We start from the raw sequence: 21,468 nt of genomic DNA on the forward strand, positions 1-21,468 counted from the left end.
AATTTCATTATAGCATCGCTACTATTTTTATCCAGTATTTTTCATAAAATGAGATAGAATTCTGTTTTAGACAGTCGCAGCAGTATTTCCAAAATAGTAAAAAAGCCCGGTACGGATGCGTCAAGCATCTGTACCGGGCAATCATCTGGAAGTTCAAGCTGATTCTATTTTATCTATTCCGCCCAAACTTCCAATCCGTTTTCGTTTTCATTATATTCATGCGCGACGGACGCTTCCATTACATCCATGTAAGCCCAATGGTCGCTCCCTACATCGGACCATCTCGGCTTCTGACTGGTCTGTTCCGGATTACGTCCCAGCAGTCCATTGAACAGCGTCACGGCTTCGGCACGAGTAATGTAATCGTTCGGGCGGAACTGTCCGTTGGAATCGCCTGTCATCCACCCTTGACTCGCAATCGACTTGACCGCTACTCTTCCCCAGTGACCGTCAATGTCTGTAAAGCCGATGTCGCCGGACTCCTCAAGCTCGGCAGCCTTAATGTTATAGACGGCCTGAGCCATCTCCGCCCGCGTTACGAATCTGTCGGCCTTGAATGTGCCGTCGGAGTACCCTTTCATCCATCCTTGCTGCAAGGCCTTATCGATAGCGTTCGAAGCCCAGAATCTTGGCGTCAGATCAGCAAGATCAGGTATGTCTCGCACAGACTTCCCTTCCGGAATGATACGGCTTAACACGACAGCCAGCTCGGCGCGGGAAATGCCTCTGTCAGGCTTGAATTCGCCGTCCGGATAACCCTTCATATACGGCTCGTGAAGCGCTGCTCCTTCAGGCTTCATCGAGAAGTCGTAATTGACAATCGATTGGCCGATGGAAATAATACCGCCGCCGATCGAGCTGCCCTCTCCGAAGCTGCCACTGCGGGAATCTTCACGGCTGTCGAACGCGACATATCCTTCCTTCTCTGCGACAAAGTAATAATCGCCCTCCACGAATGGAACCCAGCCGAATTCACCGTCGGCCAGCGTTATCTGCGCAGCGCTGTTCTTATGTGGTGCGAAGTTGTTCAGCACAGGCAGCTTCACAATTGCCCCCGGAGTACGGCCATTATCCCGGTTCCGCTCCGTATCCGCCCAGTATAACGTAATCGCAACGCCTTCCAGCGCATCGCCTGTCAGTGCATCGGACACCTTGCTGCGAGGATCGATCATCCGGCCGTCCGCCTTGTGCTTGCCGGACGCATCCACTTCCAGCTCAGCCACGTGGCCGGCCAGCTCTTGACCGTCTGGAGATTTAACTGTAAATACCATCTTGTACTCACCTGCCGGAAGATTAGTCAGCGTATACTCACCTTCCGCACTGATCGGGAAGGATGAGCGATTAAGCTTCTTGCCGCCGGCGTCCAGCAAGTAACCCGACAGTCGCAATTCATTGCCGATCACATCTGTTACCAGCAGAGAATTCCCGGAGCCGTCCTTGCCCGCATTCAGCTGCGAAGCCGGAGGAATATATGCACTTGGCGGATAGTTCTTATTGACATATACCGTATAGACAGTGGAATACTCGGACTGGTCTGCAGGGTTGATCGAAGTGGCCTTCACTTCTATCTTGTTCTTTCCGTTTCTCAGCGGCAGATTGTCGCTTAGCTCCCCGCTATTGATCGGAGCATAGTCGCCATCGTTCACGCGGATTTCCAGTTTGACAGGCTCGTCCGTTGTCACGGCCGTTACCTTAACGCCTGCTTGCGAGTACGGAATCGTGTTCTTCGTCTCATGCTCCAATACATCGGGATCGAACGCGGTCTTCAGATCATTGTCCTGGACGACAATGTCGGTCAAGAACGGATTCCTGATCACCGTGAACGTATATGTTCTCACCAGATCCAGCTTCTCTTCCGTCGGAACGCCCGCAAGCTCGGCGTCATAATCCGGGGACTTCACACGCACTTCAATCACATTGGTGCCTGCAATCAAGTCCAGATCATCTGTCGTCATGCCGCTGTCGGCCGCTTGATAGTCGGCTTCATCGCTGCTGTTCACTCTAACCTCAATCTTCTCTCCGTCCTGAACGACTGGCGTCAATGCAATTGGAGTACTCGTATGACCCACTGTCGTGAAATAGTCGTATACGCCGCTGCTGAATGCAGGAGCCAGCTCGTCTTCACCCTCGCTTAATCCAGGCGCTGCAAGCGCCGGCTCGCGGTCAACGTATACCGGATATTCGGTAGAGATCACACCGTCCGGTGAAGTGACGCGCACGATAATCGTATTGCGGCCGACATGGAGCGGAAGGTCGTCTGTAACGACACCATTGTCAACTTCAGCGAAGTTTCCGTCATTCACCTTCACGCTAATTGTCGTGTTCTCATCCGCGCCGCTTGGCAGCTGCGGCGTCAGCGCAATTGCATCTTGCTCATTGGCGACCGTGGTCCGGTATCCTGGAGATGGAGTTGGCGTATCGCCGTCGAATTCCGGTGCAATGCCGTCTCCCGCATTCGCTTGCAGATTCTCGAGCTTAGGCGCGCGATCAACGGTGAACGTGTAGACCACGCCTGCCGGATTATCCGGCGTATAGACCTTATATTGGATCGTGTTGCGTCCTACCTGCAATGGAATATCGTCCGTATTTCCGGGAACGACATCTGTATAACCAAGACCGTTAACCTGGAGCGCCAACTGCGCTCCTGCTGGCAAGGAACCCGGTAGAACCGTTGCCGGTGTCATGGCATTCGTCCCGTATGGAACTGCTGCTTCATATTCCGTAGTATAGGGATCGAATGGGTACGGCTGGAAGAGAATCTGTCCATTTCCGCCTACAGGTGTGAAATCAACGTCTTCCAGCACAAGACGGGTATCGATCGTCTTCGACAAGATGTGTTGAACCATTCCCAACTTGTCCTCTGGCGCCGTCTGCGTATCGTCGTAGCTGTACAGAATGGCATTGGCCGTATACTTGCCCGGCGCGAGAGATGTAACATCGAACGTTACCGGGAATTGCTGTCCGGCGGCAGCACCCAAGAAGACCTGGGTATGAATGCCTTTATTGTAACCCGTCTCATCGTCGATCAGGTTCACTTCCAGATAGTAGTCTCCTGGCTCAATCGCTTGCGGAACGACGGCAACATTGACCGTTCCGGCAACGGGCGATGTCGGCTGCAGACTCGCAATCTGCGCCTCAACCATCGGGCCTCTGTCAATGACGAGCTGCGCCCAATATGCATTGAGCAACCAGTTATTCGAGCTGCCAAGACCGTTAGTTACATCAATCTGAAGATCATTGGCGAGCAGCACCTTTGCAAGATCGAGCGTGAATACAGACGTACTGTTCTGCTCGTTCTGTCCGCTCAGAAAGCCCAGATTTTCGCCGTTCCAATAGACGATGTCCCACTCTCCTTGAGCTTCGTCCACATCGTTGGCATAAATAAGCAGATGCGCCGTTTGCTTCGGCAGATAAGTGCTTTCGGATACGGTAACCGTCTCATGGATCGGAGGGTCGTTCGTATAGATCGACTGATGAATGGGATGATGAAAACTTTTTCCCGCAGCCTTCGCACTCTCCCCTCCTATAAATCCGACAGATGTTACGATCATGCACATAATTAGCAGCATGGATAACCATGAGCGTTGATACATTCGCTTCATAAAGCAATTCCATCTCCTTTTAGTTACTAAGTTTCACCCTGCAAATTCGCCTGTCATTCGACTTTATCCGCTAATAGACGACACCTCTTTCCTTGTTGTGAATGTAGAAATATGTATGAAATACTCATTATTTCTCAGTATAGTACGCCCTTCTGACCAATCAATGACCAACTGCCTGTCTCCAAAAGCTCCTCAGTACCCCCACCAAAAAGCTGCTCTCCTCTGCAAAACTTCGCAAAAGAAAGCAGCTTTTTTGGCTGTAGGAATCGACTTGCTCTAAATGAATACCTTCCGCCCCTCAAACCAATCTACAATCTCTTGGTCCGGCTGCACAGCCAGTTCCTTGTCCAGCAACCGCTTATAGGACTGGTAATGCTTCTCCACGGATTCAGAGTCATTCAACATATCGTACTGTTTCAGAATTCCCAACATGATGTCCGGAGAGAGCGGATCGATTTTATTGGCTTGATGGTACACTCTCAAAGCTTTGGTCAACAGCCGCTCCTTCGTGTAGAATTGTCCTACCTCCCTAACAAGCCTGATCCATATTGACCTTATTCGCTGGCGTTCTATCTCCGCCCAATCGTAATTATCATCCGCAAAGTAGTCGCCGCTGTACGCATTCAGAATTTCTTCATACTGATTGACATTGGACAACGATAGGCTCTTCAAGGACGAAAGGTTCTGTTCCCAGTTATTAATATCAACCGTAACGCCGCTCATCGTTAACTTGTAGCCGTAATCGGTATGCTGCAATCGGAAGTGGTCTTCAAGTTGGCAACACTTCAATTGTTTCCGAATACGATAGATGCTTGTATGCAGATTCGTAAGCCCGCTCTTCTCGTTTACATTGGGCCATAGCAATTCCAGTAGAGCCTCCTTGCTAACGATCTGATCACGATGATGAAACAAGTAGGCCAACAATTCTTTTACTTTCACGGTACGCCATGTCGGCTGATCTGCTGAGTCGTTCCGGACGACAAGCTGCATAGCCCCCATACATTGAAAGTGAACGGACGACAGCGTCTGTTCCGGTTCAACATACCCCAGCATTTGACGATACTGTACCAGTCGCTTCACTGTTTTCTCAAGGCGTTCATCTTCAACGGGCTTCAACAGATAGTCCAGGGCATTAATCTCGAATGCTTTGACCGATTTGTCGTCGTAAGCGGTAACAAAAACGACAGATATGTACGGAGATATTTCTTTCACTCGTTCAGCCGCTTCTATCCCGTCCAGACCCGGCATCCAAATATCAAGAAAAACCGCATCCGGCTGTTGAATGCGGATTTGTTCCAACGCTTGAATGGCGTCCATATAAGAGCCAATTACTTCAATCTCTTGATATTTGCTGATCATCCTCTCCAAATTGAACAGAGCTAGCCGCTCATCGTCAACCAGAATCGTTTTTATCGACATATCCATCCCCCCCAATGCTTTCCGTTATCTTTTTGCACAGTCAGGTTAATAGAGCTATCGTACAATTCCCATCTATACAACTTCTAAAAAAAGAGACACGAAACACAGGTATCCTTGTGTTTTGTGTCTCTTCTATTATTCCCGGTCACTATTAATCACGGGGATTAATTGAATTTTTAGCGAAACTCTATTTTTTATCTCACGAATCTGATATCTTCAGCTATACGCCTCATTAAGCTGCGGAATTAACGCCTCGACCGACAGCCGCCATTCATCCAGCTTCCGCTTCATCCGCTCCGCCAGCTCCGGCTCCGCTTCGGCCAGATTGCGGCTCTCTTCTATATCTTCGCGCAAATGATAGAGCTCCAGACGGCCGTCCTCATAAAATTCAATCAGCTTGTAATCGCCCATCCGAACCGATGAACCCGGCGTCCCGCCTTGATTACCGTAATGCGGATAATGCCAGAAGATCGCTTCTCTCTCCAGCGCTCCCGCGCCGTTCAGCAACGGCATGAGACTTGTTCCGTCGATCACATGGGACGGCTTCGCCCCCAGACCCGCCGCTTCCATGAAGGTGGGGTACAGATCCGGCGTCGTAATGGGCTCCTCCGATACTCCTCCGGGTGCAATGACGCCGGGCCACCGCATAATGAACGGCTCGCGCACGCCGCCCTCGTACATCCAGCCCTTGCCTTCGCTGAGCGGAGCATTGCAGGTCGGAGAGCCTTCCGCCGTAGACAGGCCGCCGTTGTCGGAAGTGAAGACAATGAGCGTATTGTCCGCTACTTCCGCTTCCTCCAGCGCGTCCAGCAGCCGGCCGATGTTCCAGTCCAGATTATAGACCATAGCCGCATAGACGGGATCGGACTGCAGCAGTCTGCGCGTCACCTGCAGATGCCGCTTCTGCTCTGTAGGGAACGCTTCTCCCACTTCGAATGGCTCAATCTCATCCAATCCGATCTCCTCTGCCTTCTTCCGGAAGCGTGCAATGTCTTCCTCCTTCGCTTGAATCGGCGTATGGACGGCATAATGCCACAGATTCAGGAAGAATGGACGATCATCCTTCTGACGGATGAGCGCAATAGCCTCGTCTGTAATCCGGTCGGTCAAGTATTCACCCTCCGGCCCGTCCTCCAGCGCCGCCAGACCGTATGGGCTGAAGTATCCCTTCTTCGGACAGCCCCAACTGCTGCCGCCGACATTGATATCGAAGCCATGACACTCCGGTTCGTAGCCTTCTCCGCCCAGATGCCACTTGCCGACATGCCATGTCCGGTAGCCCGCCTCCTTCAGCTCCGTCGCAATCGTCCGCTCATGCAGCGGAAGCTGCTTCACATAAGGCACGTCGACCAGCTTGCCGCGGCACGGATGATAATTGCCCGTATCGTCGATCCAATCCGTCACGCCTACCGTCGCCGGGTATTTGCCCGTCAAGGCGCTTGCCCGCGTAGGCGAGCAGACCGGGCATGCGGCATAGCCATCCGTGAAACGGATGCCCTCCTGCGCCATCCGGTCCAGATTCGGCGTCTCATAATAGTCACTTCCGTAGCATTGCAGGTCCTTCCAACCCATATCGTCAATCAGTATAAACACAATATTCGGCGCTGTGCGCATGATGAACCTCTCCCTCTTCTCCAATGAAAAGTCTGCGTGCATAAGCACAACCATTCCGCGCTCAGTTGCTTCAATCGCTAATTCGTCTTGAGACAAGCAGGTACCATCCCGCATATATCGCGCAGACGACGCCCAGAAAACAAAATCCTCCGAAGATGGCCAGAAGGGATGAAAAGTAGCCAAACCCAAGCCCCGTCGCGACCATTACCGCGTTCATCGCCAAAGATTGAAAAGAGTCGATCGTCGCCCTCATAGAAGAAGAGCCGATCCGGTGATGCAAATATCCCGTCGCTAGCGGTTCTACCATTATATGACTACATCAGCAGCCCAAGCCACTGTTCCTTGGTAATCGGACCGAAGTAATACGGCAAGTCCAGCTGGTCGCTCCACTTCTGCAGCTCATCCGCATCGTACCGCTTGCCGATAAGCCCTGCAGCCACCTCGCCGCTCTCGCCCCGTCCGAAGAAATCGCCGAATATGGCGGCATCCGCAATGACGCCGTCTTCAACCTGCAGACGTACATCGAACGTGCCGACGCCTTCAATCCGCTTGCGCTGCTGCATGTTGAACGCCGGGGAACGGCCGTATGTCCACTCCCAGCTGCGATAGCGCTCATTCGCTAATTTTTGCACATTTTCCCAGTCTTGATCCGTCAGCTCATAGGTTGGAGCTTCATCCATCCCTTCGAAAATTGAGGCCAGCAGCGCCTGCCGGAACTGTTCTATCTCCATCGGCTCTTGCAGGAATTCGGAAATATTGGCGACACGGCTCCGGATCGATTTTGTCGATTTCGACACATACTTCTCCGCATTCACCTTCAGCGCGGAGATGACATTCTCGATCTCGGAATCGAACAACAGCGTGCCGTGGCTGAACATTCTGCCCTTGGAATGGAACTGCGCGTTGCCGGATATTTTCCGTTCGCCGACTTGCAAGTCGTTGCGCCCCGTCAGCTCGGCGTCGACACCCATGCCTTGCAGCGCCTTCACGACAGGCTCCGTGAACTTCTTGAAGTTGTGGAACGAAGCGCCGTCGTCGCGCATAATGAAGCTGAAGTTCAAGTTGCCAAGGTCGTGGTAGACGGCTCCGCCGCCGGACAAGCGGCGCACAACGTGAATATTGTTCTCCTTCATATAATCTGCATTTATTTCCTCGACCGTATTCTGATTTTTGCCGATAATAATAGACGGCTCATTGATATAGAAGAGCAAGTAGTCGTCATCCGGCAATGACCGCAATATGTATTCCTCCAGCGCCAGATTCAGCGCCGGGTCCGTATTCCCGTTGTTGCTTACGAATCGCATAGGTTGTTCCTCCAATAGCCTCATATTTGAGTCACTCATGGCTAATAGCTCATGTCATCTGCATTATAGCCCCTCTCGCAATCCGCTTCAACTTGCCCTATACTGGGGAGCAACGGAAGAACTCACAGGAATGGAACAGATAAGATTGATCAACCACTCACAGGTATAGTTGAAAGGAGAGATGCGAGATGGAATACCGTCGTCTGGGAAGCAGCGGCTTGAAGGTGTCCAAGCTGGGACTTGGCACGAACGCGTTCGGCAAGAGAGCCGACCGGCAAGCCTCAATGGACATTATCCGTTATGCAATCGATCAGGGAATGACATTCATCGACACTGCCAACATCTATGCGGGTACGAAATCGGAGGAAATCATCGGCGAAGCTCTGGAGGGAATGCGGCATGAAGTCGTCTTGACGACGAAGGCCGGTCTGCCGACAGGCTCGGGGCCATACGACAAGGGTTCTTCCAGAAGGCATCTTATGGGGGAACTGGAGAAAAGCCTGAAGCGGCTCAGAACGGATTACATCGACCTGTATCAGATTCACACGTTCGATCCTGACACGCCGCTGGAGGAAACGTTAAGGACGCTGGAGGATATGGTCGCATCGGGCAAGGTGCGCTATATCGGGGCATCCAATTACTATGCGTGGGAGCTTATGAAAGCTCTCGGCATTAGCGATCGGCTCGGTCTGAACCGCTATGCTTCCATCCAGACCTGCTACTCGCTCGCCGACCGTACGCCGGAGCGCGAGCTGGTGCCCCTCTGTCTGGATCAGGAGGTCGGCATTATCCCGTACTTCCCGCTCGCCGGGGGCATCCTCACAGGGAAGTATCGTGCCGAAGCCGAAGTTCCGGCAGGCTCGCGAGCGGATACGGACCCGAACTTCCGGCGCTTCCTCGGCGAAGATGTTATGGCGCTCGGAGATGCGGTGGGCAGACTGGCGGCAGCCGTCGGCACGACGCCCGGCGCGCTATCGCTCGCCTGGCTGATGGCTCAGCCTGCCGTCTCCACAGTTATCGTCGGCGCGACGCGCACCGCCCAGCTGCAGGATAGCCTGACCAGCGTAGCGCTGAAGCTGGACGACGATATGCTGGCCGAGCTTGACCGTGTCAGCGCACCGTTCCGCAGCGGCGAGCCGTTCGCGGTCTACAGGCTGACGTAGAGAAGGCAGCGTGTTGGCTGGCGCTGGCGTTGGCGCCGGCACCGTTACGCCAGTGGCAAGGCTAATGCGCATACATTGTTGTTGATTGCTCTCCGGCGGCACGACTTATGCGTTGACGATGCTGCCGATTGCTCTCCGGCGGCACGACTTATGCGTTGATAGTGCTGCCGATTGCTCTCCAGCGGCACGACTAATGCGTTGACAGTGCCGCTCCCCAATCCCCCACAATATTGCCAGATGGATTTCATACAGTTATTGACGATCCGAAATTCGCGTATAGGCGACTTACTGGAAAAAATACAGCTAGTTTTGGCAATGATGTCTTGAAGTGCACTTCAAGACATCATTAATGACATGAAATCCAGTTAGTCGTACGGAATTAACTAAAATTTGTAATATTAATTACTATAAATCCAGTTAGTCTAAAAACCAGTCCACCTTACCCCCCTGCCAGATACGCCTCTCACCATCCCACCTTACCGCCCCACCAGACACGCCAGCCCCTCTCACCATCCCACTCTTACTGCCCCGCCGGACACACCAGTCCCTCTTACCACCATGCCAGATACGCCAGTCACTCTTACCGCTCCACCGGAAACACCAGCCCTCTTACCTGTCCGCCGGATACACCAGTCCCAATTGCCGTCTCGCTTCATCCATAATCTCCAGGGTGAGCATGGACACCTCATGTGTGTTCACCGCTGATTCCATGCGTCCTTCCTTGATCAGAGAGATGAACTCCGCCACTTCGTAGAACATATTATGCTCCACCGTCGGCTGCGACAGCTCTTCCGAGCGCCCATCGCGGTAAGCGAGCGTAATCCCCGTCGGTTCGCTAATCTTGTTGATGATGAGGCTGGCGTCCTCCCCTTGAATTTCCGCAGGCAGCGACGAATGCGTGATTTTGGAATACATCAACACCGCATCCATATGCTCATATTCCAGCAAAATGCTGCCCTCGCCATCGACGCCGCTCTCCAGCATATACCCCGTCGCCTTCACCGCCTTCGGCTTGCCGAATAGCGCGACGGCTGGATAGATACAGTAAATGCCGATGTCCACCAAAGCGCCGTTAGACAGCTCCGGCTTGAACGCATTCATCACATTGCCCGCCTTGTAGGCGTCGTATCTGGAGGAATATTGGCAGAAGCTTGCGAAGTATCGGCGCACCTGGCCAATCCGGCCCAAATTCTCCCTCACAGCTTCGAAGCCCGGCATGAATGTAGACTTCACCGCTTCCATCAGCAGGACGCCATTCTCCTTGGCGACGGCGATCATCTCTGCGAACTCGCGCGCATTGGAGGCGACCGGCTTCTCGCACAGCACATGCAGGCCGTGCTTCATGGCCGCCATCGCTTGCTCCGCATGGAAGATATTGGGACTGGCGATATAGAGCGCATCGATCTCCCCGCTGCCGAACATCTCCTCCGTATTCGTGAATACATGCGGAATGCCGTGCTTGTCCGCGAACGCTCGCCCCGTCTCTTCCTTGCGCGAATAGACAGCCTGCAGCCTGAACTCCTCATGCAGCCGCGCTCCCGCAATGAAGCGGTCCGTTATCCAATTGGTTCCGATTACGCCAAATCGTATCATTACTAACATCTCCTTCTTTGACAAGCATCAATCTTCTAGTATATATTGGGAAGCTAGTACAACTATTGTTTCATCAGGAGGGACAACTCTTGGATTCTATCATCTTGTTTATTATCGGAATTCTGCTTCATTTGACGCTATGGACCATTCTGATCAGCTCCAGCAAGCCTAAGGACAATCTATGGTTCGGCGTCACCTGGCCGAAGAAAGCGCTGGCCGATGAACAGTTGACGCGATTGCAGCAAGAGTACCGCAAATCCATTGCCATGTACAGCATCACTGCATTCGTAACGCTGCTGCCGATCTTTCTGCTTGGCGGCTTCTTTTCGCTTGCCTTCATTTACTTGCTGCTGTGGACCGCCAGCCTCATATACACCTCCACTGCCGCATTCAAGCGCATTCACCACCGGGCCATGCTGCTCAAGCGCAATAACAAGTGGTTCGTAGGCAAATCCCGGACGATTAACATCGGCGGCGATATCGAACGCTATACGGCCATGACTCCGCTATCCTTCTATTGGTTCCTCATTCCTGCAGCGATGTCGATCCTACTGATTGTATTATCGCTCGGCAACGATAATTTCCTTCTTCGCATGACAGGAGTCGCTTCCCTATTGATGACCGGCGTTGTCTTCGCCATCAATATAGCGTTCACAGGCGGCAGACCGCGCGCATACAGTCTGAATCCCGCCGCGAATATCGCCATCCACCATGCTGCCAGACGTTACTGGTCTATGCTGTGGCTGGGTATGGCCGTCTTTGAAGCGGCGAACGCATTCATCGCCTATTATGTACTGTCGCAAGGCAATTCGGCCGATCCGGAGCTGTGGCTGGGCGGCATATTCGTCATCTCGCTCGTGCCGATCATGGCCATCTATTACGTCCATAATCTGATTCGCAACCTGCAGTACCGCTATGCCAACACAGACGGAATCTGCTATCAAGCGGACAATGACGTGCATTGGCGCTACGGCATTCATTATTACAATAAAGCTGACAGCAAAGTATGGACGGCGAAGCGCATCGGCGCAGGATATACCGTCAATATGGCAACAGCCGGAGGCAGAATGATCTTCTACGGCGTGCCGGTGCTCGTGCTTGCCATTCTTATTCCCGTCACCATCATGATTGTGCGAGCCGATACGTCAGCACCTGCACTTGCAATCGATGAACGCGGAACGGTGACCATTCAGGATACCAGCTATCCTTATACGTTCCAGCTTGACGATGTGATAGAGATTCATCTGGAGGACCAGATGCCAAGCGGCTTCAAGTCAGACGGCATCGCCACTTCCGCCTATGCCAGAGGCAACTTCAAGCTGAGCGAGCTGGGCAAGGCGAAGCTGTATGTGTTCAAGAAGTCTCCGCCATTCATCGTCATGAAGCTGGACGGGTTGCATATCGTATACAACGAAGAAGACCCCGAGGCGACGAATCAGCTCTATGAAGAGCTGAAGGAGCGCATGCGCATGCTTGACTAACGGCTGCACGATAAGTGGAATAAGCACTCCATCTGCAAGACTAATCGCTCTACGAACTGCATAATACGAGCATAATTCACCTGCGCCTCGTCGGATGCCGATGAGAGCATGTGCATTGCCGCTCACTCCTCGTCGCCGGCCAGCAGATCGCATAGCAGACGCTGCGGATTGTTCACGAACTGTCTCGTGACCGCCACATGCTCCGTCTCCTCCCAGCGGACTTCGTCTATCGCGTCTTCGTTCAGCTGATAGATAATCGCGTCGGGATACGCCATTAGAATCGGCGAGTGCGTAGCGATAATGAATTGGGAGTTGCCCTCCACGAGCTGATGCATGCGGGCAAGCATCGCCATCTGGCGGGAGGGGGATAACGCCGCCTCCGGCTCGTCCAGAATGTACAGGCCGTTCCCGCTGAACCGATGCAGGAAGGTCGCGAAGAACGACTCCCCGTGCGACTGCTCGTGCAGCGACTTTCCGCCGTACGATTCAATGATGGGCGGACCGAAGGAGAATTCCCGGTCCATCTCATCGATATTGGTCGCCAGATTGTAATAGCTCTCCGCACGGAAGAAGAAGCCGTCCCTCGGTCTTCTCGGCCCTCTCACCGTGCGCAAGTATTCATGCAGCGGGGAATGGGTCGCCGCCGTCTCGAAGGTGAAGTTCATCGTTCCCCCTTCCGCATTGAACCCCAGCGCCACGGCGATGCCTTCGATCAAGGTCGACTTGCCCGCTCCGTTCTCTCCTACGATGAACGTCACCTTGGGATGGAACGCAAGCTCGTCGAGATGCCGTACGGCATCCAGGCTGAACGGATACGACTCGAAGGAAGGAACCTGTTCCCGCAGCAGATAAACCTTCCGCAAGTAATGACCTAATTCATACAGAGACACCTCTACACCAACCTCCATCTTGCTTTCACTGTCAAACAAACCAATCCAATACCCTCTGTCATACTTGCTTATATCCAGTTTTCTACCATTGTCTATCTCTATTATTCGGAGACCCCTAATTCCGTCTCCATTTATCTCCTTGCAGCTGCTTCCACACCGTCTTGTTGCTGTACTGCTTCTGCGAACTGATATCTTCGCCGAACCATTCCGGCGCGACGAACGCCTCCGCCTCCTCTACAGAGGCGAATTCCACCTCCAGCACAGCCAGTTGAATCTGGTCGTACATATCGATCTCCACCGTTCTCCCGTTCCACTGCGCGGTCAGGCGGTTTTTCGTCAGAGGCGTATAGCCGAAGGCGTTCATCACTTGCTCATAGATGCCTTCCGAAATATCGTATTCCACTTCTTCACGTACAAGTCCGTTGCCCCGTTTGAACGTATGGGTGTAGGACACTTCCCCCGCAGCCATATCCGTAATGCGGCGGACTCTCAGCTCCTGCTGCTCATCTATCGCGATATAAGTCTGTTCAATTCGCTGCTCCGACACCAACGCAAGCTCCCCGGAATCCAGCTTGTCCAGTGACTGCTGCGGCAGCAAATACTTCTTCTCTATCTCCATTCCCATCTCATCCACTCCTCTTGCCATCGATTCTTTGAATGTACCAAATCGCCATGCGGGAAGCAACTTTATTCATACCGGATTTTGTTCACCACGAGGTGGAATCGCTTACTCCGGTCTTCCTTGCTCCAACCAATCCAGTTATCACTTTCGGCGAGAGCCCCGGCTGACTCAGAGAACAGCAAGCAGCCAAGCCGCTCTTGCGGCTCAGCTGCAGACGATATGAAATTACGCGCCAAACGGGCGTTCACATGCCGCGTGAACTCAACGATTTAAGCTGTCAGCAATGAATTGGGCGTCCGCCCAATCGGCGTGATCATTGCCATTTCCATCGCCGGCATCGGTAACGACTAACTTTAATTGTTGCCTTCCACTAACATCAACATCAACAAACTTGGCCGGAGTGTCTCTTTTCATCGTCCCGCTGTCAAATAATTTTTCACCATCGGCCCATACTTGAAAATTTACGGATCCGACATCGTTCATATTTTTCTCCTGATCAAGGCCTACGTAGCATTGAAAGCGATCATACCCTCTCCCGGCAATGTCGTAAATGATTTCTGAATTAGCATGGGTTCCAATTCCTTTACCATAGGTGACAACGCCCGAATCACTTAACAATGTAATCGGGTTCCCTTCGACACTGGCATCTCGATGTATCGTTCCCCAGCCAGTCGTCGCATAAATCCACGGAAGGTCGCTTAAATACAATTGTGAAGTAATGTTAAAATGAATGTTATACGTTCTCGTCACTGCTCCATCTGCCGAGGTGACTGTAATCACGGTAGTACCCGGAAGTTGCTCAGCCGGTGAAATATTTACTATGACATCGTTATTGGCCGGAACGACTTCCACCGTGGGTACATCCGATATCGTGCCTTCCAAAAATGTCATGTAGTAATCTTTGGTTACGTGATCAAAGCTTGATAAGGAATCCCCGTTGATCTTGATGTCATCTACTAACACCTCTTTCAACAGCTTAGCCCCGGCCCAATCAGCATGATCCGCACCATTGCCGACGCCACCGCTCTTTACTTCCAGCATAAGAACATCGAAATCGGAAACATCAATATTGACATGCCGGGAATCCGCGTCATCTTTTATTACACCGCTTTCATAGAGTTTTTCCCCGTCTCCCCACACTTCGAAGATGACAGCCCCCCCTTGAGTTTCACCGTCTAGTCCAATATCAGAGATAAATCTTGAAAAGCTTTTGCCGATATAAAACGAAACGTTAGAGTTCGCATGGACACCCAATCCTTTTTCATACCCTGCACCGTTCACAGTGATCATATTGCCATCACCTTTACCGATCCCGCCGACACTTGTATCCCTTTCAACCGGACCCCAGCCGTTTGAAACATTGCCGATAAAATGCATGTCGCTGAGAAATGTGTCTTCCGTCGGAGGGGCAGACGGGACCTGCACGGAAAATCCCGAGAGTGCATGCCCCTGAATCCCCTTACCTGAACCGTACATGGCATCCGCTGCAAGATGACTCCAGCCAGTCCCAGCGTCTTGAGGCACCGTCACCTTCCAACTCACCTTGACGGAATTGTTTTTGCCTTTCGGCGGAATGGTTTGAAATATGGTATCCGATCCGGGGATTACTTCCCATCCTTCCGGTGCATTCAGATTGATATCCAGGTTATGGACAGCCACTCTTCCATAATTGGTCATCGTTGTGATGATCGTTTTGGTTTCACCTGGGGCTATAACAGAAGGAGCGTCAAAGGATATACCGACAGCGGCCGGCACCTCGTTTGGTGTTCCGAGTGCAACGCGGTAGGTGACTGCAGAAAACGGTTCAACATTGGCGACGATTTTGTCGGCATAACTCATGATTTGGCCAGTCCAATAGTCTTCAGCCAAATAAGCCGAAGCATGTTTGAAACCTAATTTTTCCGGTTCGGCACTGATTGTTGTCGCTGCAGTTGTCCGGTTGACCATTGTAATCATTTTGCTTCCGTCAGACAACGATTTCACCCAAATTTCTTTGCCGTCATGATTGATAATACGCTTGAATCCGTCAGTTGAAACCTCATTACTCGTTCCCGGACTGATTCGATACATCATAATCCCGTGAGCCGGAACAGAAGCACTGATTTTTTCTGTGGTCGTTGTTGTTTCATGTGCCCAGAGATTCCGAACCGTATAGGTTTTCTGGTCAACAGAGGGCGGTATGCCCAATTGACTAAGATTTATCTCCACATTTGACGCATCATCGGTTGAGTTGAAGAACAACACGGCTTTGTCCCCATTGGCCATCGGTTTCAACAATACAAAATTTCCATCGTTTTGCTGCTTGATGGGACGTCCCTGTATGCCGATTGGGTCCTGATTCACCGCAGTCACTTCACGATTGGCGTAAATATCTAGAATTTCCTGGGGGGCATTCACTAGATCGGTACCCGCAAGCAATGGCGCAGCCATAATGGACCAAAGACCAAGTTCGGTACGATATTCTTCCAGACTCTTGCCCCCGTTACCGATTTCCAACATATCGGGATCATTCCAATAGCCTGGACCGGCATACGGATACAGTTCAACATTCCTAAGGATATGGAATAACATCCTTATATACGAATCACTAATATCACCGGTTGTCCGCCACAGATTCCCCACTTGCTTGCCCCATTGCCACGGATTATCGCTTCCTCCAACGCTCATACTGAAGACAATGTCCCGTCCTGTAGCCGCAAGCGCATCGCGCATCTTCGAATAGCGTTCCTGTATCGGTCGATCCAGAGTGTCGCCGCAATTATCATACTTTAAATAGTCGATTCCCCACTCGGCAAAGCTTTGGGCATCTTTCCTTTCATGATTGAGACTCCCGGGATAATTGGCACAAGTCGTGATACCTGCGCTTGCGTAAATCCCCATCTTCAGACCAAGAGAGTGTACATAATCGGCGACCTCCTTAATTCCGTCCGGAAACTTTTCCGGATCGGGAATCAAATTGCCGTTTTCATCGCGATGATCAAGCATCCAGCAATCATCGAGGTTGACGTATTGATAGCCCGCTTCTTTCATTCCGGACTCCACAATCTTATTAGCCGTTTCCTTCACGAGATCGGCATCAACGCTGCAACTAAAGGTGTTCCAGCCATTCCAGCCCATCGGAGGCGTTTCCGCAAGCCCATTGTCAAGCGCATGAGCTTGCGATTGATTGAACCCCAACATCCCAATACCCAGCGTAAACCAAAACAAAAGCGTTACCAACGACTTTTGAAACCAATGGTTGGTCATTGCGGCTATCATCCTTTCTTTTATTTTTATTCTCGTCCGTGAATGAGAACTTGTGCGTAGGAATCAAGCACCGATGCTATTCGGGCGGATATCAATCCTTGCGCTTGGACGGCTTCGTCGTGAATATGCGCGAGAAAATCCTGCATATACGTTACGGCCTCATCTGGATTGTTGTCGTCCAGAAGCTGCTTGATGATCTGCAAGCGGTACGATAAGTCATTGCCGAAAGCCGGGTCGATCTCGTTCAACGCGACATATCGATTTACAAGCTCAGCCATCGTCTCTGGAGATACATTCGTATCATTTTTTTGATAGTTTTGGGTGACGAATTGATACATCCAATCGTATAGAATGCGATTATTCGGATCATTGCTTCTTGCACTATCGCGCAGCCCGACATTGCCTTGATAATAAGCTTTGTAGACATCGTTCATATAACCGTAGTCGACTCCGCCGTTCAAATACTCGATATAACGGTCCCTGTACGTGAGAAACGAATTCATCCGTGTATCGAATTCCATCTCCACGCCGATGCCGTATTGCTTGGAAAGACCGGCCGAATCTTGAATCCGGGACGGATCCGTCTCATCGAAGTAGTAATTCGGCTGCTGCGCTACCGCATCGAAGCCAAGCTTCTCCCAAGCGAATACGCCCTTGGCTAAAAAATTAGGGATCCAGAAAAACTTCTGTTTTTCCCGATGGACCAGTCGACTCGTATGTTGGATGATCTTTGTATCGTTCTCATCATAAAGGTCGGCGCTTTCCGCCATCCAATACATCCCGGCCAACTCGAGATTGGAATAATCGTGCTCGGTCCAGCGTTGTTTCACCTGATCCATATACCAATCTATCGCTTTTTGCTTGTCGGCGAAAGCCGCTTCCATGCCGACCTGATCCGGGTTGAAGTTCTCTATCACGCCGTCGCCGTCAACATCGCCGAACTCGCCAGCCGCATCGCCCGGGTTCGGAACCATCAGCACGACCTTTGTCTTGCGTTTCGGTTCGCCCAATTTTGCGCCAACCTCTTCTGCCGCTTCATTGAGCTGCCACATATCGCCTTGCAGAGCGAACGTTTTGTCCAGATACCAATACCAATCTTCAAGCTTGGCATTGATGCCAAAGTCCCGCTGCCCGTCCTGCGTCCTAATGCCGAGATAAAGCACCCCGTCGTATAGCCAGTCGACCGGTTCTCCTTGCGCGTTCACGTAGCTGATGTACGGGATGATATTGTCTTTCGTCCAATCTCCGGCCCCGCTATCGTAATGTCCGTTATACAGCAGCGCAAGATTGCGGATGCCTCCCGTCACTTTGCCCGGCTGCAGGTAAGCTGGATGCTCCGGCTTCAGCTTGACGGCGTGACGGGCTTTGCCGTCGACACCCCAAATTTCGATTTCATCGAGAAAGGTCCATACTTGGGTCATGAACGTAACTTTTACATATCGCGTATAGACGAACTCCGCATTTCCTTTCTCTTTCGGCAAGCTGTCGGCCGCAATATCCCAGACAAATGCCTGATCTGTCGGCGGCCCCGGCAGCCAGAGCTGGATTGCGGTGTTTTTATGCGACAGAGGCGCCCAGTTCACGCCGTCATCCGACGCGTACATGGACACTGTATTGGGATAAAAAATACCGTTGCCCGTGTCCTGCATAAAATGCGCTTTCACGGCGTTAATCGATTTAAAATCCTGCAAGTCAAATACAACTTCTCGGGTCATTCCCCGAAGGTGCCCCTGCCAGGCGCTATCCAGGAAGTCCATCGACGCGTACATGCCATCGGTCAACTCATTGCCTGAGTCAGGGTAGCCTTCATAAGCGGCGGTAGAGAACTGGTAGCTTAACCCCGCAGCCAGGTTTTCCGGGTCTTGCGTTTCTTGTTTGGCAAATGCGTTTGGAGCGAGCGAAAATAACATGACAGCGGCTAACATAAGGGTGAATCCTGTTTTGTGGACAGAAGTCATAACACAACCTCCTTATTCGGTCTATTATTATTGCGCTGCGTCGAGCAGCCCTTCCAGCACCGGACGAATGCTCTTCATGGCCGTTTCCGGCGTTGCCTTGCCTGCTCCGATATTGTCCCAGGCCTTGCGGATTTCCTCGCCAAAATGAGGGATTCCCTCCCAATCCTTCGGTGTCATAATGTTGCCCATCTCTATATAGTTGTCGAGGCTCTTCTGATCGGCAAACAGCGTCTCGGTCCAAGCGTCCAGCTCACCTTCCTTCGGCATGTAGCCGAACAGGTACTCGGCGTAGATGCGGACCGCATCCGGATTCGCGCCCTTTGGCACGAACCAGAGCGTCGGCTGCATCGCGTTGTGGTAAGCGGTCGCTTTCGGCCCTTTCGGAATGAAGATGAAACCGTACTCATTGCCCAGATTCGTCTGAATGCCGCCTCCTTCCCAGCCTTCTCCGTACCGCATCGCGACGATGCCTTCGTTGAAGGCGTTGATGTAATCCTCCCAATTGTCAGTCTGGTTCGGCTTGACGACTTTGTGCACATTGCTCAAATCGCTGTAAAACCGAAGCGCTTCCATCGCATTTTCGTCATCGCCGGCGAAAGCCAGCTTGCCGTCGACCACCTTCGTCACGTCTCCGTCATTCGACGCGATAAATGCCGGCACGAAGTTTAACGAGGTCAGCGCCAGCCCGTACTGGTCAATTTTCCCGTCACCGTTCGTATCCTTGGTCGCCTTCTTCGCGATATCCAAAAACGCATCCCAATTCCACTCCCCTTTCTCATGCAGTTCCTGCGGATCTGGCAAGCCCTCCTTCTGCAATATCGCCTTGTTGTAGTAAATGCCGCCCCCGCCGCCTACTGCCGTCGAGAAGCCGTACACTTCGCCATTAAAACTGCCGGTCATCCGCAAATCGGCAGGCCACTTCTCGCTGTCGATATCCAGAATGCCGTCAATCGGCTGCAGGAAATCCTTCTGCACCATCGACGGGAATGCCCGAAACCGCTCCAGCAGGAAGATATCCGCGATCGGCTCGCCGGCTATGATGGACGCAGTAATTTTGTCCTGGACATCGCCCCAGGGAACCTGATCGAATTGAAACTTAGTATTGTATTTATTCTCCAATTCCTGCTCGAGGGCGATTCGCTGCTCGCCTGCCTCGGTGCCCGCCTCTCCGCCGGCATATCCCCACGCCAGAACGCGCACCGGCTTCCCTTGCATATCGATCGTTTGCTCCTCCTCCGGGGCCTGATTTCCTTCCTCGCTCTTCTCCTGCCCTGCATCCGGCTCTGTCGCGGCCGAAGGCTCCGTCTTCGGTTCGCCTTCGGGATCGCCACCGCCCCCCGTGCATGCCGTCAAAAGCACAATCATAGCGAACAATACAACCAGAAACGATTGACCTTTCCTTTTTTTGCCCATTGCCTGCGACGCCTCCTCTTTGTTATCCTTCCGCGTTCATCCGCCTTCGCGGCTTCCCGCTTCCCGGGAAAATCGAAATGCCCCCAGCAAATGGAAGCGATTACATTTTCCTCTCGCCAAATTATAGCACCCTGCCCGTTTTTATCCTTTTACTATCGTTCAAACTTGTTGGACAAACGTACGGTCGGAGAATGCTAGCAGAGGCAGGCGTTCTTTTTGTAATAGGCGGGAGACATACCCGTGTGCTTTTTGAATATGCGGCAGAAATAAGGCAACTCGTTGAAGCCGACCTTGAAGCAGACGTCCGTCACCGTCGCGGAGGGCTGCGTGAGCAGTTCCATTGCCGCGCGGATACGAAGCTCCGTCACGTACCGGCTGAACGTCCTGCCGGCGACCCGCTTGAACAAATCGCAGAAGAGAGTGCGGGACAGCATCGTCATGGTGCAAAGCTCCTCCAGACGCAACGACTGGTCATAATTCGCTTCAATGTACCGGATCGCCTCCACCATCGCCTCGCGATGCCTGTCCATGACCGTATTGACGCTTTTTTCCCCGTTGTCCGCATGCTCCCGCACGAGAATCGTCAGCAGCTTCAGCAGGTTCGCCTTCAGCAGCATTTCAAATCCCGGCGCTCTGGCGGCGTATTCGGCGAGCATCTCCGCAAGCAATTCCGACACCGTCTGATCGGCGGCTCTCGTCAGCGTCATTTTGGGCAGAACCCGCTCCTCCTCGGTCAGAAAAGGCGCGATAAAGGCCAAATCGAACGGCAAGTCCCCTTCCTCCGTCGCCTCCAGCCGTTCATTGACAAAGGATGGAAGAAATTCACAGCCGATCACCTCTGCCTTCCGGCCCGGAATCCAGTCGACGCGATGGACGGCGTAAGGCGGAATAACGAAAATATTTCCCTTTATCATGTGGTATTTTCGTCCGTGAATAGTATGGATGAACTCGCCTTTCGTGACGTACCAAGTTTGAAAATAATTATGCATATGATCCCGGATACTGCCCATTTGCTCTGTAATCCGGTATATTTTGCACTGCAGACTGTCCGCCATCTCTGACTCGGAATGAAAATACATAATCCCTCTTCTTGTAAATTCGGCCAAATCGGCATGAATCCAATGGAGCGCCATCAGTCATCGACCCCTCGAATCAAGAATTCG

15 protein-coding genes are annotated in these 21,468 nt (G+C 52.2%); 2 read left to right on the forward strand and 13 right to left on the reverse strand.

The genetic code is table 11. The annotated features are described in order from the left end of the window. Window positions 1-173: 173 nt before the first annotated feature. The 5 genes from M6D81_RS16105 to lplA form a co-directional block, all read right to left on the reverse strand. A complete protein-coding gene (locus tag M6D81_RS16105) occupies window positions 174-3,602 on the reverse strand; it encodes a cadherin-like beta sandwich domain-containing protein (protein ID WP_262677939.1) in 3,429 nt (1,142 codons plus the stop codon). A 276-nt stretch (window positions 3,603-3,878) separates the two neighbouring features. Further along, entirely contained in the window at window positions 3,879-5,021 is a 1,143-nt protein-coding gene (locus M6D81_RS16110) for a response regulator (RefSeq protein WP_262677940.1), read from the reverse strand. Window positions 5,022-5,237: 216 nt separating this feature from the next. Then, complete coding sequence (locus M6D81_RS16115) at window positions 5,238-6,635, reverse strand: sulfatase (protein ID WP_262677941.1); 1,398 nt, start codon at window positions 6,633-6,635, stop codon at window positions 5,238-5,240. 70 nt (window positions 6,636-6,705) lie between these two features. Next, complete coding sequence (locus tag M6D81_RS16120; protein WP_262677942.1) at window positions 6,706-6,942, reverse strand: hypothetical protein; 237 nt, start codon at window positions 6,940-6,942, stop codon at window positions 6,706-6,708. A 7-nt stretch (window positions 6,943-6,949) separates the two neighbouring features. Continuing rightward, window positions 6,950-7,939 carry a lipoate--protein ligase gene (lplA, locus tag M6D81_RS16125; protein ID WP_262677943.1) on the reverse strand — a complete coding sequence of 330 codons (990 nt, stop codon included), beginning with the start codon at window positions 7,937-7,939 and terminating at the stop codon, window positions 6,950-6,952. Between the two features lie 188 nt (window positions 7,940-8,127). On the opposite strand from lplA, the gene M6D81_RS16130 reads away from it, so the two are divergent. Further along, window positions 8,128-9,102 carry an aldo/keto reductase gene (locus tag M6D81_RS16130; RefSeq protein ID WP_262677944.1) on the forward strand — a complete coding sequence of 325 codons (975 nt, stop codon included), beginning with the start codon at window positions 8,128-8,130 and terminating at the stop codon, window positions 9,100-9,102. 44 nt (window positions 9,103-9,146) lie between these two features. On the opposite strand, the gene M6D81_RS16135 is transcribed toward M6D81_RS16130, so the two are convergent. Both M6D81_RS16135 and M6D81_RS16140 read right to left on the reverse strand, forming a co-directional pair. Then, entirely contained in the window at window positions 9,147-9,350 is a 204-nt protein-coding gene (locus M6D81_RS16135; RefSeq protein ID WP_262677945.1) for a hypothetical protein, read from the reverse strand. A 361-nt stretch (window positions 9,351-9,711) separates the two neighbouring features. Then, window positions 9,712-10,695 carry a Gfo/Idh/MocA family protein gene (locus M6D81_RS16140; protein ID WP_262677946.1) on the reverse strand — a complete coding sequence of 328 codons (984 nt, stop codon included), beginning with the start codon at window positions 10,693-10,695 and terminating at the stop codon, window positions 9,712-9,714. Between the two features lie 89 nt (window positions 10,696-10,784). Here M6D81_RS16140 and M6D81_RS16145 point away from each other — a divergent pair, with 89 nt between their 5' ends. Next, entirely contained in the window at window positions 10,785-12,176 is a 1,392-nt protein-coding gene (locus M6D81_RS16145) for a hypothetical protein (protein WP_262677947.1), read from the forward strand. Between the two features lie 122 nt (window positions 12,177-12,298). On the opposite strand, the gene M6D81_RS16150 is transcribed toward M6D81_RS16145, so the two are convergent. The 6 genes from M6D81_RS16150 to M6D81_RS16175 all read right to left on the reverse strand — a co-directional run bounded on the left by M6D81_RS16150 (window position 12,299) and on the right by M6D81_RS16175 (window position 21,438). Continuing rightward, window positions 12,299-13,084, reverse strand: a complete 786-nt coding sequence (locus M6D81_RS16150) for an AAA family ATPase (protein ID WP_262677964.1) — start codon at window positions 13,082-13,084, stop codon at window positions 12,299-12,301. Between the two features lie 97 nt (window positions 13,085-13,181). Then, complete coding sequence (locus tag M6D81_RS16155; protein WP_262677948.1) at window positions 13,182-13,691, reverse strand: CYTH domain-containing protein; 510 nt, start codon at window positions 13,689-13,691, stop codon at window positions 13,182-13,184. Window positions 13,692-13,949: 258 nt separating this feature from the next. Next, window positions 13,950-16,934: an NPCBM/NEW2 domain-containing protein gene (locus M6D81_RS16160; protein ID WP_262677949.1), complete on the reverse strand. Its 2,985-nt coding sequence runs from the start codon at window positions 16,932-16,934 to the stop codon at window positions 13,950-13,952. A 26-nt stretch (window positions 16,935-16,960) separates the two neighbouring features. Next, entirely contained in the window at window positions 16,961-18,892 is a 1,932-nt protein-coding gene (locus M6D81_RS16165; RefSeq protein ID WP_262677950.1) for a DUF4855 domain-containing protein, read from the reverse strand. 27 nt (window positions 18,893-18,919) lie between these two features. Then, window positions 18,920-20,305, reverse strand: a complete 1,386-nt coding sequence (locus M6D81_RS16170) for an ABC transporter substrate-binding protein (protein WP_262677951.1) — start codon at window positions 20,303-20,305, stop codon at window positions 18,920-18,922. A gap of 194 nt (window positions 20,306-20,499) precedes the next feature. Next, window positions 20,500-21,438 (reverse strand): AraC family transcriptional regulator, encoded by a 939-nt coding sequence (locus M6D81_RS16175; RefSeq protein WP_262677952.1) that lies wholly within the window; start codon window positions 21,436-21,438, stop codon window positions 20,500-20,502. Window positions 21,439-21,468 lie beyond the last annotated feature (30 nt).

Source organism: Paenibacillus sp. J5C2022, assembly GCF_025567625.1.
In the GTDB taxonomy this organism is placed as follows: domain Bacteria; phylum Bacillota; class Bacilli; order Paenibacillales; family Paenibacillaceae; genus Pristimantibacillus.